This is a genomic window from Paracoccus aerodenitrificans, from assembly GCF_027913215.1.
In the GTDB taxonomy this organism is placed as follows: domain Bacteria; phylum Pseudomonadota; class Alphaproteobacteria; order Rhodobacterales; family Rhodobacteraceae; genus Paracoccus; species Paracoccus aerodenitrificans.
This window is the reverse complement of sequence record NZ_CP115784.1, coordinates 1589622-1604902: the sequence shown is the minus strand read 5'-3', so window position 1 is coordinate 1604902 and position 15281 is coordinate 1589622. Positions and strand designations below refer to the sequence as shown.

Sequence of the window (15281 nt, the reverse complement as noted above, 5' to 3'; positions counted from 1 at the left end):
GCCAGCCCGTCCCGCCCGTGGGCTTCCGTCGCCACGAAGGCCGCGATGGGCGCGGTCGATCCGACAAGGGAACACCACGATGACCGACTACGATGACGCAGGTTTCGAGCCGCCGCACGCCTCATCCCCCACCGATCACGTCCTCACCGAACTCCAGCTCTATGGCTACCGTCCGTTCGAGGATGAACCCGATCCAAGGCCGCTTCCCGAAGGCGGTGATGTCGCTGGCGCCGTCGCCGACATCTTTGACGCCCTGATCGCAACCCTTGGCGACACCCGCCTCGAACCCGACCTCGACGAGCTGCTCTGGTCCACCGTCAATCTCTTCCACCGCGCCGTCAACCGGATCGAGCGCGATCTGGACGACAACGAACTCGCACAGCGGCGCGGACAGAGAGAACAGGATGGCTCCGAGGTGAAATCCGTCGAGCTGGAGCGCCTGACGGCAGAGGGCCAGACCTTCATCGAGCGGCGCAACAGCATGGAACTCTTCCGCGATGTCGCCGCCGAACAGTTCGAGCGCCATACCGGATCGGCCTGGCGGCCGCGCTCCGGGTCGATGGTCAACCATCGCAATCTGACCTCGGCCATGATCGACAGTCGCGACTTCCTTGCCGCCAAGCGTCGGGCCGAAAACGAGGTGATGTTGCCCGCCGGTCCCAAGGTCGCTTTCACCGGCGGTCTCGACTTCAACGATCATCGCCTCATCTGGGCCAAGCTCGATCAGGTCCACGCCAAGCACCCGGACATGGTGCTGTTGCACGGCGGATCGCCGAAGGGCGCCGAACTGATCGCGGCGAAGTGGGCCGACAATCGCAAGGTTGCGCAGGTCGCGTTCAAGCCCGACTGGACGAAGCACGCCAAGTCCGCTCCCTTCAAGCGCAACGACGCGATGCTCGATACGCTCCCGGTCGGCGTCCTTGTTTTCCCCGGCACCGGCATTCAGGAAAACCTCGCGGACAAGGCCCGCAAGCTCGGAATCCCGGTGATGAAGTTCGACGGCGGCGCGTAAAGCGCCGCCTTTCGGCGGCCAAAACAGCCGCCAATTCTTGACTGTGAGCCGTCTTCAGGTTCACATAAAGCATCCTTGCAGAACCGGCGAAGCAACAGTGGCGCAGGCGGAGCGTATCTTCGGGCAGCCTGCCGTGATCGTCCAACCGTTCATGTGGAGGTTTCCATGTATCTCATTCTGCTCGCCATCTTCCTTTCCGTAATGGCCTGCATCGTGGCCTATAATTTCGCGATCTACGCTTTGCCTTTCATGGTTGGCCTGACCGCCTTCCAGTGGGTCTATGCCACCGACGCCGGATTCTTCATGTCCGGCCTTGCCGCGATCGGCGCGGCTCTGCTGTCTATCGGCTTCGTGATCGCCATTCTGGGCTTTGCCAAAAACCCGGCGTTGCGGTTCGCAGCCCTTGCCATCTTCGCCATACCGGCCGCCATCGCCGGCTATGCTCTTGTCTATGGCATCACCAAAAATGCAGTGGATTCCGCCATCGCCCTCAACATTCTCGGCGGTGCGGGCGGTCTGTTCATTGGCTTCGCGGCCATGCTGAACCTCAACGCTCTGGGAACGGCCGTCCTGTCTCGGTGAGGCAGAACACCACGTCTGGCGACCTTTCTCGCTCCCCTGACCAGAACCCGGCGGCTTGCGCCACCGGGTCGCCGGTATCCCACACAGGAAGGATTAGAGGCATCGAGCGGTCATGCCATCTGTGTCCCGGTCTGTTCGCACCGATCTGACACGAAATCGGCCCTCGGTCTGATTGCGACAATCCGTGCGGAAACCATCGAACCCGGCTGTCCGGTCCAGCAATGCACGGGGCATTTGCAACCGCGATCACCTTCATTGTCGCCCTTCGCAATATCCTCCGTATCGCACCAGCGCCCTGGTAAGGTTCTGACGACGCCATTCTCCCGAAACCCGGCAGCGCATCCTTCTCGTCGCGATCAGCCTTTCCGGCAGGGGCAAAGGTGGCCAGTTATGAGGATAAGCGCCATGCGCCGCTGTGGTGCAGATAGGGCCATAAGGGCGCTATTGCCGGCAAGAACGATCATTCTGCTGTGCGTCTTCACCGAGCTGCCCCGAGGCTCCACCCCCTCCGACTGACTGATCCCCTAAGTCCGTTCGATTTCCACCAGCAACCCCCGCGGCTCCCAGCCGTGTTGCCGCGCGAGCGCGGCTGCCCGCTCCACCTGGGGCCTTAAGGGCGAGCTGCCGCCAGGACGGCAGTTGCGGGAGTCTCCCGACGGCCTTGGCCGGGTCTCGTCGGAGGGAATGGTTCCTCCGAAGAAGCAACGGAGACTTACAATGCAGAACATCGTCATCCTCGCCGGCAACATCGGTCAGGCCCCCGAAACCCGCACCACTCAGGGCGGCACCGGCATCACCCACTTCACCCTGGCCACCTCGCGGCCCCGCTACTCGGAAGGCAAGGTTGTCCGGGACGAAAACGGCTACCGGGTGCAAGATACCGAATGGCACCGCATCACCGCCTTCAACGGCCTCGGCAAGACGATCCAGGAGTATTGCGATAAGGGCATGAAGGTTCTGGTTCGCGGCCGCATCCACTACACGAAGTGGACCGACCAGCAGGGCAACGACCGCTATGGTTGCGAGATCATCGCCGAGACGGTCGATTTCCTCAGCCGGGCCAAGCAGACCCAGAACGATGACGGCAAGTTCATCGACGACGATGACATCCCGTTCTGAGTCGGGATACCGGCAGCCCGGTGGCGCAAGCCACCGGGTTTTCTTTTTGGTCGCAGAAATAGTCGGCGTCTATCGACTAGCGTGCGGCCCACGAATCTGCGCATCTGCCGTTAAGACAAAAATAACCAAGCAATTTATCGCGTTAGTGGCATCAGTTATACTCTTGGTGCAACTACAGTCACTGCCCGAAATCCCGCAGGCTTCCAATCCGGGTCTGCCCTGCGCAGCCCGCTATTGGGAGATGACGCCATGCTCAGCATCGATTGGCGTGCTCCGGCGGCTTACAAGCACACCAAAAATCTGCCTGCTGCCGGTTTCGCCTGGGAATACCTTCGTCGTAATGACGAGTATCGCCACGACTTCAACGCGATCGCCCGAACCAAAGAACCTGGCGTGAGGCAACTGGAGCGGTTCGCGCAGCGCTGGGGGTTGCGATTTCCCAAGCGACCCCGACGCGTCGCCTGATCGCCAGCCCCCGTTCTGGTCTCCGCGCCTTCAGCCACAGGCGGTCATGCTGTCGCCCGTCGAACAGGAGGCCGCAGAAACGGAGCCGCTTGTCGCTCTCGCCCATCTCAATGGTCTCGACCTACGACGCGCGGCCGATGGCTGGCATGGCGTCTGGCAGGTTGGCGACATCGCGCATCAGTTCTGGGTGCCGAACGCGGTGCTCGACGCCGCCGCTTTCTATGCCGTGACCTTACCGATGGATTCATTTCTGGAGCTTCGCGTCCATGCGGCGCGTCGCCTCTGGCGATCCCTCACACGGCGTCGGCCTGGCCCGCCCATGGGCGTCCTGCCCGACCAACTCCGGGAATGGCATATCCTGTCCCTGCGCGCGCTCGACGCCCGCCTACGAGGCGAGAGCTACCGCGCGATCGCCGAAGTCCTGCTCGGCTTTCACGGCACGAAGGAGGATTTTGAGGCCGATCCAGCCAAGAACAAGGCCCGCCGTCTTGTCGCCCACGGTATCAGGATGATGCGCGGTGGATATAGGCTATTGCTGCATTATCCGGTCAAACCCGGCAAGCGATGATCGTCGACCGTGCGCTCCTGCTGCCACGATTGTCGAAGTGCTCTGCCACTTGCAACAGAAACATATGACAAGGAATACGCTGATTTTCCGGGGGCAATCTGTCGCAGATTTAGAATTTCAGCGGATCAAGAGGTTCGGCCGCACCAAGCCTCGGAATTAGCCGCATATAGATCAATTCGCTTATTAATTCGACCAGCGTTTGCGTGACGATGATCGCTGGCAGGATAGGCACCGCACCCGGCACAGCGAAGGCGAGCGGCAACACCACGAGCGAATTTCTGGTGGCGGCGCTGAACGCGATTGCGCGGCCGGCCGATGCTTCAAGCCTGAACAGCCGGCCGACACCCCAGCCGATCAAGGGGGCGAGGATCGCAAAGGCGACATAGATTGGCACAACGCGCATTGCACCGTCGATCGCTGGCCCGAGCTGCGGCACCACGGCGGCGATGACGACGAACAGAACGAGCGCGGTAGCCGGGACGGGCAAGACCCCGAGAACCGTTGCAGCACGCTCCCCCGTCCGGTTGCGGCTCGCCCAAGTCTGCACGAGCGCTGCCAGTACGAGAGGAACCGCGATCAGCCAGATAAAGGCATGAAGGAACGGCCCCATCCGCACGAGGTTCGCCGCATCTGCTCCGAGAAAAAAACCAAGATAAACGGGCAACAGCACCATTTGCAGGATGAGTAGCGCCGGCGTTGACGCCAGCAGCAACCGCGCATCGGCCCGGCCTAGATGCGAGAACGTCACAACGTAGTCGATGCAGGGCGTAAGCAGCACGAACAGGACGCCAAGGCGCAACATCGGTTCGGCCGGCAGGAGTTGGATAAGGGCCGCAACGAGGATCGGCACCACTACGAAATTTGTCACGAGCAGCGCCAGAAGGAACCGAACGCGGGCGAAGGCTCGCCCAAGATCAGCAAGGGGCACCTGTAGGAAAGTGACGAACAGCATCAGAGCCAGCGTTGGATTGACGACGCTTTCTAGCTCAGTCGTTCCCGGAACAAGCAAAGCAATTATCGCAGCCAAAACGACCGCGCCGAAATATATTCGGACCTGCTGTGTTTCGAGGTTTTCTCGAATATTGTTCAAATCTTTACTCCGCCCCTATGTCGCAAGAATTCCGAAACCTGCGACAAGAGGCAAGCTGAAATCCAGACTGGTCAATAACGACCTTCAATCCCTATTTGCCGCGGCCTGCTCCAGTATTCGTTTATATCCCTCGCGCGACAGCCATTGCGCTCGTTCGAGATGGCTTTGCCAGCACCGATAGCTGCGCATTTCCTCCGCGACCGGATCGCGGTGCAGCACGATCCGCGCCACCTCCTTCCAGTCGGCATCCTCGGCCTTGGCATCGAGAAGCCGCAGATAGGTCACGAAATGCTGTTCATCATAGGTGGTGATCTCGTCGCCTGTCGGCGCAACATCATCCACATCGGGATCAAGTTCGACGGGAACCCGCATAATCATTCCCCTTTCTTCAGGAGAGTGCCTGCGGTGCGCCCCCGCAGATAAACTCTCTGACTCCTGGTGATCGGGGAGTTCGAAACCGCTGTTACACGGCCCCATGGCCTTTAGCTCGGAAAGCCTGTTGTATACGCCACAGGCTCCCCGACCATAGGTCAAGGAGTGCGGTGCCGTAACGGCCAGCACCAAGCGGTAACAGAGGGGTTTCGACGCCCCGGAGCAGCGCGTCTGCTCCGCTTCTACCCTTAGCTGACTCGCGCCCGATTGTCTTGAGCTAATCGGCGCAGTCGGCGGTGAAACGCTGAAATCTCTCACCTTTTTGGATCGATACCCCCAGATGAGGGGGTGCCGCCAGCGCATAGGCGCAACTGCGGCACGCTACAGGCCGCCGGTCCCTCGCCATCGTTCGCCACAGCCCGCTGTCGCTTCGACAGCCGCCTGTCTGACGAACTGGAGAGAGATCCCATGGCCATCCGCCCCAATGCGGACCTGCCGCCGCGCCTGCTGCGCACAAAGGAAGCCGCACGCTTCCTCGGCTTGTCCGTCCGCACCCTTGAGAAACATCGCACCTATGGCACCGGGCCGACCTACCGCAAGATCGGCGGCCGCGTCCTCTACGCCGTCCGCGATCTGGAAGCGTGGAGCGCCATCGGCACCCGTAAATCCACCCGCGACGAAAACGCAGGCACCGTCTTTCCCGCCCGCCCGCTGACGCCACAAGAGCGGGACGAGCTGTAAATGCTGCGCGACGACGATCCCAGACCCGCGCAGCGGAGTGAAGACAGCGAGCGCACCCGCCTGGACCCGTTCATCGTGGCGACCGGCGACGCCGCGCCGCGCGACCAGCGCGATCTGATGGAGCGGCCGTTCTTCTCGCTGGCGAAGCGGCCCCGCACCACGCCGATCCTCTACCGGGCCGCCGATGTCGAGGTGCAGGTGCTGGCCATGCCCGAACATGGCATGGCGACGATCTGGGATGCCGATGTGCTGATCTGGGCCGCCTCGCAGATCGTCGCGGCCGAGAACAACGGCATCCCCACCTCGCGGTTCTTCCGTTTCATGCCCTATCAGCTCTTGCGCTCGATCGGGCGGGCCACCGGAAACCGCGATTATCTGCTGCTCAAGGCCGCGCTCTCGCGCCTGCAATCCACCGTCATCGCCACGACCATCCGCAACGGCAAGCATTGGCGGCGCAGGCAATTCTCATGGATTAACGAGTGGGAAGAGATGACGACGCGCACCGGCCGCGTCGAGGGCATGGAGTTCGTCCTGCCCGAATGGTTCTACAACAGCGTCATCGATCGCTCGCTGGTCCTGACCATCGACCCGGCCTATTTCCGGCTGACCGGCGGGATCGAACGATGGCTGTATCGCGTCGCCCGTAAACACGCCGGTCGCCAGCCCGAGGGCTGGGCGTTCGAGGTCTCCCACCTTCACCAGAAATCCGGCAGCGCGGCGCGACCGTCCGACTTTGCGCTCGACCTGCGCAGGATCGCGGCACGTCAATCTCTGCCCGGCTACCTCCTCCAGAGCGAATGGGAAGACGGGCGCGAACTGCTGCGTTTTCTGCCCGAAAATCTATCCACAGTGCCTGTGGATAAACATGTGAATCCTATCGGGACATTAGGCGCACGCAGTATCGGGACATTAGGCGCAAATCGCCCGCCGGACTCTATAGAAGAATCTAACAAAGAATCTAACTCTTCTTCTTTGACGCGCGCGCACGCGATCCGTGGTGCCGGTGCCAGTGCCGGTTTTGCCCGACGAGGTGCGCCATGATCGTCGCGCTCCTCAATCAAAAGGGCGGCGTCGGTAAGACCACGCTGGCGCTGCATCTCGCCGGAGCCTGGGCGCAGCGCGGCCAGCGCGTCATCCTGATCGACGCCGATCCGCAAGGCTCCGCGCTCGACTGGTCACAGACACGAAGCCATGAGGGGCTGCCAAGGCTGTTCAGCACCATCGGCCTGGCCCGTGACACCTTGCACCGGGAAGCCCCTGAACTGGCCCGTGACGCCGATCACGTCGTCATAGACGGGCCACCCCGCGTCGCCGCTCTGATGCGCTCGGCGCTGCTGGCTGCCGACCTGGTGCTGATCCCGGTGCAGCCGTCTCCTTTCGACGGCTGGGCCTCGGCCGAGATGCTGACGCTTCTCAGGGAAGCGCGCATCTACCGGCCAGACCTCGCCGCCCGTTTCGTGCTCAACCGTTGCGGCGCCCGCACCGTCATCGCCCGCGAGACGGCTGAGACGCTTGCCGATCACGATCCGCCGGTGCTTGCCACGACCATCGGCCAGCGCGTCGTCTTCGCCGATGCCGCGCAGTCCGGCCGGCTCGCATCCGAGATCGACGCCGACAGCCGGGCCGCGCGCGAGATTGCCGCGCTTGCCGCCGAGATCGACAGCATCGGTATCGGGAGTTCCGCGCCATGACCGGACGCACCCGCAAGCCCGGCTTCGCATCTCGGCCGGGCAATCCCGATAGCTGGATCAAGGCTGCTGACACGCCGTCCACCAGCAAGGTTGCTGGCGAGGCGTTCACCGCCCGCCTGACGATCGACATCACGCCCGAGTTGCGCGGGCGCATCAAGGTCGTGGCCTTTCGGCGCGGCATCACCGTCACCGACATGCTGCGCGACCTGCTCGCGCGCGAATTTCCATCCATCGAAGGAGATCCGACATGACCGGCAACGCGGCCCGCCGCTTGCACGGCCGTCCGTTGCCGGACGGGCCTGCGCCCTTCACCACATTGGTCGAACTGACTTTCGACAAGCGCAAAGTCGAGCGCTGGATACGGTTCGGCCGCAAGAGCTACGAACAGATCATCGACCGTCGCCGCAGCCTCGTCGGCTTCGCGCCGGAAAGTGTCTTCGCCTTCGTCCGCTGGGCGGCGGGCGAGCATGGCACGGTGATTTCGCGCATCGACATCGTGCGTGCCATTGGCCGCGGCGAGCCGTTCCAGACGCTGCCTTTCGTCCGCCCCGGCGGCGACATCCTGCTCCGCCTCGATAGCTGGGCGAAGGTGCAACGCGCGCTTGCCGCCATCGACGCGGTGGAAGCGCTCGGCCTCGATCCGGCCGATGCCGCGCCGGATCACTGGCGACACGTCCACAACCGTCTAGCTGCCGGTCTGGAGCCGCGCGACTACACGCCGGAACGACACGCCGCCTGGCTCCATCGCCGGAGGTTCGAGCCATGACGCGGTTCGGCTACATCATGGTGACGTATTTCGTGGGCGTCGGCGTCGCCGTCGCGGCTTTCATCCCGACGCCTACGAAACTCATCTGGAACGCCACGGCCAGCGCCCCCATCGGCTTCTACACTGTCGCACCCACCGAGCGGATCGAGGTGCCAGAGCTGGTCGCCGTCATGCCGCCCGAACCGCTCGCCACCTTCATGGTCGAGCGCGGTTATGTCGGTCGCGGCGTGCCGCTCCTGAAGCGCGTCCTTGGCCTTCCTGGGCAACGGGTTTGCCGCTCGCGATCCACGATCACCGTCGATGGCGTGGAGATGGGCGAAGCGCTGGACCGCGACAGGATCGGCCGCGATCTGCCGGTCTGGCAGGGCTGCCGCGTCGTCGGAGACGGCGAAATCTTCCTCATGAATTGGGAAGTCCGCGACAGCCTGGACGGCCGTTACTTCGGACCCATCCCCGCAAGTTCCGTCATCGGCCGGGCGCTGCCGCTCTGGACCGATGAGGAAGGCGACGGCCGCTACGAATGGCGCGCGCCGACACGCTGACCGCTTTCCCATCGGCGGGAGCGGTGCCCGCCGATGGTCTTTCAACCTCACCGCCAAGGAGACTGTCATGCCTCAGATCGGTCAATTCACCGCCGAAAACGAAACCTTCGTGGGCCGTGTTCATACGCTCACCCTTTACCGCGAACTGACGATCGTTCCCGCCGAACCATCGGACGCGGAGAACGCGCCCGCCTATCGCGTTCTTCACGGCGCAGAGGATGGCCCGGAGGTCGGCGCGGGCTGGAAGGAGGTCGGGGAAAAGGCCGGCGACTACATTTCGCTGGTGATCGACGACCCCGCACTGCCGCAGCCGATCCGCGCCAATCTCTTCCAGCACAGCAACGACAAGTCGGCCTGGTCGCTGCACTGGAGCCGCCCGAAGCCGCGCGGCGGGCGGGACTGAAAGCCATGCGCTATCGCGTCATCCCCGCGTTCAAAACCCTCATCCCGTTGTTCGCGAAAAAACCGTCTCATCCCGTCGTCCCGCTCGGCCACCGGACGGCCGGCGCGCGCAGCGAAGGTCAGGGGCGGCCTTTGGCCGGCGCTCGCGCCTTGCCCTTGACCGCAGCGAGCACGCTGGCAGGCTGGAGGTCGAACGGAGGCAGGGAGATCGGACGATATGCCGGTCTCCTTCTGGCTGGCGTGCTCGCGGTCGCAGCCTGCCCGGTCGCCGTATCGGCGCAGGCGGCACCCGTCGCGCGCGTGAATCCCGCCGATCCCTACGCCAGTTTCATCACAGAAGCCTCGCAGCGTTTCGGCATTCCCGAACACTGGATTCGCGCCGTGCTGCGCGCCGAAAGCGCGGGCGATGTGCGCGCGGTTTCGTCGGCCGGAGCGATGGGATTGATGCAGGTCATGCCCGACACCTGGGCCGGCCTGCGCGTCCGCCATGGCCTCGGCCGCGATCCCTACGATCCACGCGACAACATCATGGCGGGCGCGGCTTATCTGCGCGAAATGTGGAACCGCTACGGCAATGTCGCCGCGATGCTCGCGGCCTACAATGCCGGTCCCGGCCGCTACGACGAGCATCGCACGACAGGCCGCGCCTTGCCCGCCGAGACGCGCGCCTATGTCGCCGCGCTTGCGCCGGTCCTGGGCGGCTCGGCCGGGCGTGAAACACCCGCACTAACACCGCCGCCGCCGCCCGACTGGCGCGACGCACCGCTCTTCGTAACGCGCTCGACCGACATGCGGATTGCCGCTACGCCGTCGTCCGAGGCGCAATCCGGCGACATCCGCGCGACCGTGCCGGTGCGCGATGCCGTCGATACGGAGCCGCCGACCGGCAGCATTTTCGTAGCCCGCGCCGACGACGGGAGTGCGCCATGAGAGGCGTGTTCCCGCGTTCGGCGCGATCCGTTCCGGTGTTCAGCCAGGCAGGGTTCTTCCTGTCTGGAATCCCGGCAGGAGGGGCAGAAGAGAAAGCAGGAAGGGAGGGCAAGATAAAGGAAACCGGCACTACGCTGGCCGGATTTCTGAAATTGTTGTTGTCTGCACACTGGTTAGGGGAGCCGCTACCGGCACCCTGTTTTTGGACGGCGCGAGCCGCGATTTCGCGCAAAGTCTTGGCTTTGCTGGGTTTCGACCGGCACCATGGCCGCCGAACGCCCGATTTCCCCCGATTTTGGCCGGAGGCGCGTCCATGAGCGCCGACGACGAGAACCGCTTCCGGCCGAAGCCCGGCCGCATCCGCGCCGATGCCCCCAAGCTCGGCAAGGCCAAGAGCTTTCTGACGCAGGCAAAGAAGCTCGCGCGCCAGCACAGCAACAGCCCGTCGCGGTCATCCGCATCATCCTCGCCACGCTCCAGATCGTCAGCCGCCACCAAGGGCGGCAAGGCATCGCGGGCGAGCAGCGGGCCGGGCCTGAAGCGTGGACGCGGCGCGTCCTTCGTCCGCTCGCGCACCTTGTCGGGTGGATGGAAGCACAGCACGCCGGGAGTGCGCCGTGTCGTCGTGAAAACCCGCTACGTCCAGCAGGCAGGAAAGAACGGCAAGGCGGCGGCCCATCTGCGCTATATCCAGCGCGACGGAACCTCGCGCGATGGCGAGCGCGGCCAGCTCTATTCCGCCAACGAGGACCGCGCCGATGGCGACGCCTTCCTCGATCGCGGCAAGGACGATCGCCACCAGTTCCGGTTCATCGTCTCGCCGGAAGACGGCGCGGACCTGACCGACCTGACAGCACACACCCGCGACCTCATGCGCCATATCGAAATCGACCTCGGCACCAACCTCGATTGGGTCGCCGTCAATCACTACAACACCGGCCATCCCCATGTTCATGTTATCGTCCGAGGCAAGGACGACCTGGGCGAGAATCTTGTCATCAACGGCGACTATCTCGCCAATGGGATTCGCGAGCGGGCCAGCGAGTTGACCACGCTGGAGCTTGGCCCCGTCACCGAGATCGAGCAGACCCGCAAGTTGTCCGCTGAGGTAGATCAGGACCGCTTCACCCGCATCGACAGGGCGATGACCGAGGAAGCCGACGAACGATTCATCGACCTGCGCCATGAACCCGACAATCCACGTCGCCAGTTCGACCGGACGCTGCGCCTGCGTCGTCTGGGCAAGCTGGAGCAGATGGGCCTCGCCACAGAACACGCGCCTGGCGTCTGGGAATTGAGCGAGCGGATGGAGCCGACCTTGCGCGAGCTGGGCGAGCGCGGAGACATCATCCGCAATATGCACAAGGCGCTGAATGCCGATGGGCTGGAGCGCGATCCGATGACCTTCCAGCTCCATGATGCCGCGCCCGAGACGCCCATCGTCGGCCGCGTCGTGGACAAGTATCTCACCGACGAGATGGGCGAGAACCTGACCCTTGTGGTGGATGGGATCGACGGCCGGACGCATCATGTTCCGGGCATCGACCCGGCCCGCGTCGAGGACGCCCGCATCGGCAGCATCATCGAGATCGGCCCCGCCGACACGGCGCAACGTCCGTCCGACCGCGCCATTGCCGCCGTCGCCGAAGACGGCACCTATCGGCCGAGCCGCCATCTGGAGCAAGCGAAGTTCGAGGGCCGTGTTCCGGGCGGCGATTATGAGGGCTTCGTCGATTCTCATGTCCGGCGACTGGAGGCTTTGCGCCGCGCCGGGATCGTCGAGCGGATCGACGCAGACCATTGGCGCATCCCCGAAGATTTCGAGAGCCGCGCCGCCGCCTATGATGCAGGCCGGAACCGGCAGGCCAGCATCCGTGTCATTTCGACCTTCAATTTGGAAAGCCAGATCGGTTCGGATGGCGCGACCTGGCTCGACCGGCGGCTGGTTACACCCGACGCATCGGACCTCGCTCCGGCCGGATTCGGGCAACAGGTGCGCGAGGCGATGGATCAACGCCGCGAACATCATATCGAACAGGGTGACGCCACCCGAGCGCGGGATGGTCGTATCTTCTACCGGCGCAGCCTTCTCGCCACGCTGCGCGAGCGTGAAGTCTCCCGCGTCGGCGCGGAGATGGCCGAGAGCAAGGCGCTGCCATTTCGGGCGGCGGCGGATGGCGAGAAGATCGGCGGCAAGTTCACCGGCACCGTCCAACTATCCAGCGGCAAGTTCGCGGTGGTTGAACAGAGCCACGAGTTTACCCTTGTCCCATGGCGCCCGGTGATCGACCGCCAGCTCGGCCGCGAGGTCGCGGGCATCGTGCAGGGCGGATCGGTTTCGTGGCAGCTTGGCAAACAGCGGGGGCTATCGCTGTAGGAATCAGCGCTCCAAAGCTTGGCAGTCCCTCCAAATATTCCTGCCAATTTGCAACCAATGCCTTCCAATTGGCCTGCTCATTGGCGCTGAAGTGGATGGGAACAACCGGCCATATTTATGCAATTGCTGGCCCACAAACTCAACGACGGAATAGTTCCGTCAGATTCTGGATGGTGTCTTCGTGGAACTCGGCAATTGGAAAGGTGCTCCAAAACCGGAGCGTAGAATACTGGAGGGAGCCTACACACGGCTGGAGCCGCTCAGCGTGGATCTACACGCGCAGTCTTTGTTCGAGGCTGCATCTGCCTCGGGCGCTGAAGATCGGTTCAGGTATCTTTTTGACAAAGCTCCCAACGACTTTGCTGAAATTCAGTCCTGGGCCGAGAAAGCGGAGGCCAGCACAGACCCTCTATTCTTTGCCGTCATCGACAAGGCGACCGGCAGAGCCGAAGGCCGTCAGGCTTTGATGCGGGTTGATACCGTCCACGGCGTGATCGAGGTCGGCAACATCATGTGGGGACCGGCGATCACCCGGACGCGGATAGCTACGGAGGCGCTGTTTCTGTTCGCGGACTATGCCTTTGGCCTGGGATACCGCCGCTTCGAGTGGAAGTGCGACAACGCCAATCTTCCCTCTAAACGCGCAGCCGAGCGCTTTGGCTTCAGCTTCGAGGGCATTTTCCGGCAGCACATGGTCGTCAAGGGCTTGAACCGCGACACCGCCTGGTTCTCGATCATTGATAGCGATTGGCCGCGCCTGCGCGCCGGTTACGAACGCTGGTTGAAGGCCGACAACTTCGACAGCTCAGGGCAGCAACTCGACAAGCTGGCGTTCGATCAGTGAGCGTGACAACTGCACCCTATGGGCAAAACACGGAGCCATTCGCGGCCAGAGCTGCTTTGCTTCTGGTCGCGTTCCTCTGGGGCGTAAATTACATCGCGACCAACTTTGGCCTGCGTGCATTTTCGCCTTGGACTTTCCGCACTCTATCCTTCGTAGCCGGCGCAGGGCTGCTAGCTATGCTTGCGCCCATGATTGGCGCGAGCTTGCGCGTGCGCAAGGTCAGCGATCGTGTGCATCTCATCGTGTCCGGGCTGTTTGCCTGTGGGGGCTTTGGTGCTCTCTCGGCCATAGCCATCCTTTACACCTCGACCGGGCGTGCCGCCATTTGTGCCTACACCATGCCGATATGGGTGGCGCTCGCCGCCCGCGTGTTCCTCAAAGAATCTCTGACGACCGCACGCATGATCTCCCTGGCGCTTTGTGCGGGCGGGTTGCTCGTGCTGCTTTGGCCATTGGTCCAGGCCGGTGTTTCGCTCGGCGCGCTCGCCGCGATCGGATCGGCAATCTGTTGGGCAATAGGCATTGTCTATCTGAAGTGGGCGCGCGTTCCCGCACACCCACTTGCGGTGGCGATCTATCAGCTTCTCGCTGGCGCTCTGGTTTCCATCATCGGGATGATGTTCACCGGCCTTGGTGTCGATGGCCCTGTCGGTGTGCTGCCCTGGTTCGGGCTGCTCTATGGAGTCGTGGCCGGAACCGCCGTCGCCTATCCACTCTGGTTCAAGGTGCTCGACCGGCTCCCGGCAGGCACCGCAGGTCTTGGAACGCTTCTCGTTCCGGTTTTCGGCGTGATCGCTTCGGCAATCGTTCTCGGTGAGCGTCCAACGCCGGCCGACCTCATCGGCTTTGCTCTGATCCTGATCGCCGCCGTGATCGCCTTGAGAGCGCCCGCCCAGCCCATGCAGACATAAGGAGGAAACACCATGTCGGACCAGCAACAAAAATACGAGCGCTTCAGGGCCTTGCATGAACGCGAAGAGGCCTTTGTCATTCCGAACCCCTGGGACGCTGGCTCGACACGGCTCCTGACCAGTCTCGGCTTCGAAGCGCTGGCCACCACGAGCGCGGGATATGCCTTCTCCAAGGGGCGGCGCGACTCGCTGACTGGCCTCGGCCGGGATGAGATACTGGCGAACGCCGCCGAAATCGTTGGTGCTACCCACTTGCCCGTCTCGGCCGACTTGGGAGACGGGTTCGGCGCAGACGCCGACACCTGTGCCGAGACCATTCGCATGGCGAATTTGGCAGGACTGGTCGGCGGCTCGATCGAGGATGCGACCGGCAACTCCGATCAGCCGATCTATGAGTTCGCCCATGCTGTCGATCGTGTTCGGGCGGCCGCCGAGGCCGCGCGCAGTCTGCCCTTCGTGCTGACGGCTAGAGCCGAAAACCACCTTTATGGCCGCGACAGCCTGGACGACACGATCCGACGGCTACAGGCGTTTTCCGAGGCCGGCGCGGACGTGCTCTACGCGCCGGGTCTGCCAGACATCGACGCGATCAGGACCGTTTGCCGCGCGGTCGACAAGCCGGTGAATGTGGTCATGGGTCTCAAGGGGCCGGTCTATTCCGTGGCCGAGCTTCAGGATGCGGGTGTTCGCCGTATCAGCGTGGGTGGCTCGATGGCGCGCGCCGCCTTCGGCGGACTGATGCGGGCTGCCGAAGAGGTGCGGAAGTCTGGCACCTTCACCTACGCGGCCGATGCGCTTCCCGGTGCGGTCATTTCCAAATTCATGACCGACGATGCAACGACTGATCGCGAGAAACGGTAAGGGGCCAG

At 63.4% G+C, this 15281-nt stretch carries 20 protein-coding genes; 18 read left to right on the top strand and 2 right to left on the bottom strand.

The window, feature by feature from the left end; all coding sequences use genetic code 11:
* Window positions 1-79: 79 nt before the first annotated feature.
* The 5 genes from PAE61_RS09370 (at window position 80) to PAE61_RS09350 (ending at window position 3746) form a co-directional block, all read left to right on the top strand.
* Complete coding sequence (locus PAE61_RS09370) at window positions 80-1012, top strand: DUF2493 domain-containing protein (protein WP_271115029.1); 933 nt, start codon at window positions 80-82, stop codon at window positions 1010-1012.
* A 165-nt stretch (window positions 1013-1177) separates the two neighbouring features.
* Window positions 1178-1594 (top strand): hypothetical protein, encoded by a 417-nt coding sequence (locus PAE61_RS09365; protein WP_271115028.1) that lies wholly within the window; start codon window positions 1178-1180, stop codon window positions 1592-1594.
* 717 nt (window positions 1595-2311) lie between these two features.
* The gene (locus PAE61_RS09360; RefSeq protein WP_113667603.1) at window positions 2312-2713 is read left to right on the top strand and encodes a single-stranded DNA-binding protein; all 402 of its coding nucleotides are present in this window, start codon (window positions 2312-2314) and stop codon (window positions 2711-2713) included.
* 249 nt (window positions 2714-2962) lie between these two features.
* On the top strand, window positions 2963-3178 hold the full coding sequence (locus tag PAE61_RS09355) for a transcriptional regulator domain-containing protein (protein WP_271115027.1): 216 nt from the start codon (window positions 2963-2965) through the stop codon (window positions 3176-3178).
* Between the two features lie 46 nt (window positions 3179-3224).
* On the top strand, window positions 3225-3746 hold the full coding sequence (locus PAE61_RS09350; protein ID WP_271115026.1) for a DUF2285 domain-containing protein: 522 nt from the start codon (window positions 3225-3227) through the stop codon (window positions 3744-3746).
* A gap of 109 nt (window positions 3747-3855) precedes the next feature.
* On the opposite strand, the gene PAE61_RS09345 is transcribed toward PAE61_RS09350, so the two are convergent.
* Both PAE61_RS09345 and PAE61_RS09340 read right to left on the bottom strand, forming a co-directional pair.
* Window positions 3856-4836: an arsenic resistance protein gene (locus PAE61_RS09345; RefSeq protein WP_271115025.1), complete on the bottom strand. Its 981-nt coding sequence runs from the start codon at window positions 4834-4836 to the stop codon at window positions 3856-3858.
* Window positions 4837-4920: 84 nt separating this feature from the next.
* Window positions 4921-5208, bottom strand: a complete 288-nt coding sequence (locus PAE61_RS09340) for a DNA -binding domain-containing protein (RefSeq protein ID WP_271115024.1) — start codon at window positions 5206-5208, stop codon at window positions 4921-4923.
* Window positions 5209-5676: 468 nt separating this feature from the next.
* Between PAE61_RS09340 and PAE61_RS09335 the strand changes: the two genes are divergently transcribed.
* From PAE61_RS09335 to PAE61_RS09275, 13 genes are all read left to right on the top strand, one after another.
* Complete coding sequence (locus tag PAE61_RS09335) at window positions 5677-5949, top strand: helix-turn-helix transcriptional regulator (protein WP_113667600.1); 273 nt, start codon at window positions 5677-5679, stop codon at window positions 5947-5949.
* Window positions 5950-6990, top strand: coding sequence for a replication initiator protein A (locus PAE61_RS09330; protein ID WP_113667599.1), 1041 nt, complete (start codon window positions 5950-5952; stop codon window positions 6988-6990). It begins immediately after the preceding gene.
* A complete protein-coding gene (parA, locus tag PAE61_RS09325) occupies window positions 6987-7640 on the top strand; it encodes a ParA family partition ATPase (protein ID WP_271115023.1) in 654 nt (217 codons plus the stop codon). Before PAE61_RS09330 ends, parA begins: the two co-directional genes overlap by 4 nt.
* Window positions 7637-7891 (top strand): hypothetical protein, encoded by a 255-nt coding sequence (locus tag PAE61_RS09320; protein ID WP_271115022.1) that lies wholly within the window; start codon window positions 7637-7639, stop codon window positions 7889-7891. Before parA ends, PAE61_RS09320 begins: the two co-directional genes overlap by 4 nt.
* Window positions 7888-8406 (top strand): DUF2840 domain-containing protein, encoded by a 519-nt coding sequence (locus PAE61_RS09315; RefSeq protein ID WP_271115021.1) that lies wholly within the window; start codon window positions 7888-7890, stop codon window positions 8404-8406. Before PAE61_RS09320 ends, PAE61_RS09315 begins: the two co-directional genes overlap by 4 nt.
* Complete coding sequence (locus PAE61_RS09310; protein WP_271115020.1) at window positions 8403-8948, top strand: S26 family signal peptidase; 546 nt, start codon at window positions 8403-8405, stop codon at window positions 8946-8948. The genes PAE61_RS09315 and PAE61_RS09310 overlap by 4 nt, the downstream gene beginning before the upstream one ends.
* Window positions 8949-9015: 67 nt before the next feature.
* On the top strand, window positions 9016-9351 hold the full coding sequence (locus tag PAE61_RS09305; RefSeq protein WP_271115019.1) for a DUF736 domain-containing protein: 336 nt from the start codon (window positions 9016-9018) through the stop codon (window positions 9349-9351).
* A 5-nt stretch (window positions 9352-9356) separates the two neighbouring features.
* Entirely contained in the window at window positions 9357-10280 is a 924-nt protein-coding gene (locus PAE61_RS09300) for a lytic transglycosylase domain-containing protein (RefSeq protein ID WP_271115018.1), read from the top strand.
* Window positions 10277-10597, top strand: a complete 321-nt coding sequence (locus PAE61_RS09295) for a hypothetical protein (RefSeq protein WP_271115017.1) — start codon at window positions 10277-10279, stop codon at window positions 10595-10597. Before PAE61_RS09300 ends, PAE61_RS09295 begins: the two co-directional genes overlap by 4 nt.
* Window positions 10594-12657, top strand: a complete 2064-nt coding sequence (locus PAE61_RS17595; protein ID WP_353620391.1) for a relaxase/mobilization nuclease domain-containing protein — start codon at window positions 10594-10596, stop codon at window positions 12655-12657. The genes PAE61_RS09295 and PAE61_RS17595 overlap by 4 nt, the downstream gene beginning before the upstream one ends.
* Window positions 12658-12838: 181 nt before the next feature.
* Window positions 12839-13501, top strand: a complete 663-nt coding sequence (locus PAE61_RS09285) for a GNAT family N-acetyltransferase (RefSeq protein ID WP_271115016.1) — start codon at window positions 12839-12841, stop codon at window positions 13499-13501.
* Window positions 13498-14412: a DMT family transporter gene (locus tag PAE61_RS09280; RefSeq protein WP_353620390.1), complete on the top strand. Its 915-nt coding sequence runs from the start codon at window positions 13498-13500 to the stop codon at window positions 14410-14412. Before PAE61_RS09285 ends, PAE61_RS09280 begins: the two co-directional genes overlap by 4 nt.
* A 12-nt stretch (window positions 14413-14424) precedes the next feature.
* Window positions 14425-15273, top strand: coding sequence for an isocitrate lyase/PEP mutase family protein (locus PAE61_RS09275; RefSeq protein WP_271115015.1), 849 nt, complete (start codon window positions 14425-14427; stop codon window positions 15271-15273).
* Window positions 15274-15281: the final 8 nt, after the last annotated feature.

Bases quoted from the DNA above. Each gene is read 5' to 3' on its own strand.
- PAE61_RS09300 (WP_271115018.1), top strand. From the start codon at position 9,357: ATGCGCTATCGCGTCATCCCCGCGTTCAAAACCCTCATCCCGTTGTTC.
- PAE61_RS09315 (WP_271115021.1), top strand. From the start codon at position 7,888: ATGACCGGCAACGCGGCCCGCCGCTTGCACGGCCGTCCGTTGCCGGAC.
- PAE61_RS09335 (WP_113667600.1), top strand. From the start codon at position 5,677: ATGGCCATCCGCCCCAATGCGGACCTGCCGCCGCGCCTGCTGCGCACA.
- PAE61_RS09370 (WP_271115029.1), top strand. From the start codon at position 80: ATGACCGACTACGATGACGCAGGTTTCGAGCCGCCGCACGCCTCATCC.
- parA (WP_271115023.1), top strand. From the start codon at position 6,987: ATGATCGTCGCGCTCCTCAATCAAAAGGGCGGCGTCGGTAAGACCACG.
- PAE61_RS09275 (WP_271115015.1), top strand. From the start codon at position 14,425: ATGTCGGACCAGCAACAAAAATACGAGCGCTTCAGGGCCTTGCATGAA.
- PAE61_RS09350 (WP_271115026.1), top strand. From the start codon at position 3,225: ATGCTGTCGCCCGTCGAACAGGAGGCCGCAGAAACGGAGCCGCTTGTC.
- PAE61_RS09360 (WP_113667603.1), top strand. From the start codon at position 2,312: ATGCAGAACATCGTCATCCTCGCCGGCAACATCGGTCAGGCCCCCGAA.
- PAE61_RS09330 (WP_113667599.1), top strand. From the start codon at position 5,950: ATGCTGCGCGACGACGATCCCAGACCCGCGCAGCGGAGTGAAGACAGC.
- PAE61_RS09320 (WP_271115022.1), top strand. From the start codon at position 7,637: ATGACCGGACGCACCCGCAAGCCCGGCTTCGCATCTCGGCCGGGCAAT.
- PAE61_RS09355 (WP_271115027.1), top strand. From the start codon at position 2,963: ATGCTCAGCATCGATTGGCGTGCTCCGGCGGCTTACAAGCACACCAAA.
- PAE61_RS09310 (WP_271115020.1), top strand. From the start codon at position 8,403: ATGACGCGGTTCGGCTACATCATGGTGACGTATTTCGTGGGCGTCGGC.
- PAE61_RS09295 (WP_271115017.1), top strand. From the start codon at position 10,277: ATGAGAGGCGTGTTCCCGCGTTCGGCGCGATCCGTTCCGGTGTTCAGC.
- PAE61_RS09305 (WP_271115019.1), top strand. From the start codon at position 9,016: ATGCCTCAGATCGGTCAATTCACCGCCGAAAACGAAACCTTCGTGGGC.
- PAE61_RS17595 (WP_353620391.1), top strand. From the start codon at position 10,594: ATGAGCGCCGACGACGAGAACCGCTTCCGGCCGAAGCCCGGCCGCATC.
- PAE61_RS09340 (WP_271115024.1), bottom strand. From the start codon at position 5,208: ATGCGGGTTCCCGTCGAACTTGATCCCGATGTGGATGATGTTGCGCCG.
- PAE61_RS09365 (WP_271115028.1), top strand. From the start codon at position 1,178: ATGTATCTCATTCTGCTCGCCATCTTCCTTTCCGTAATGGCCTGCATC.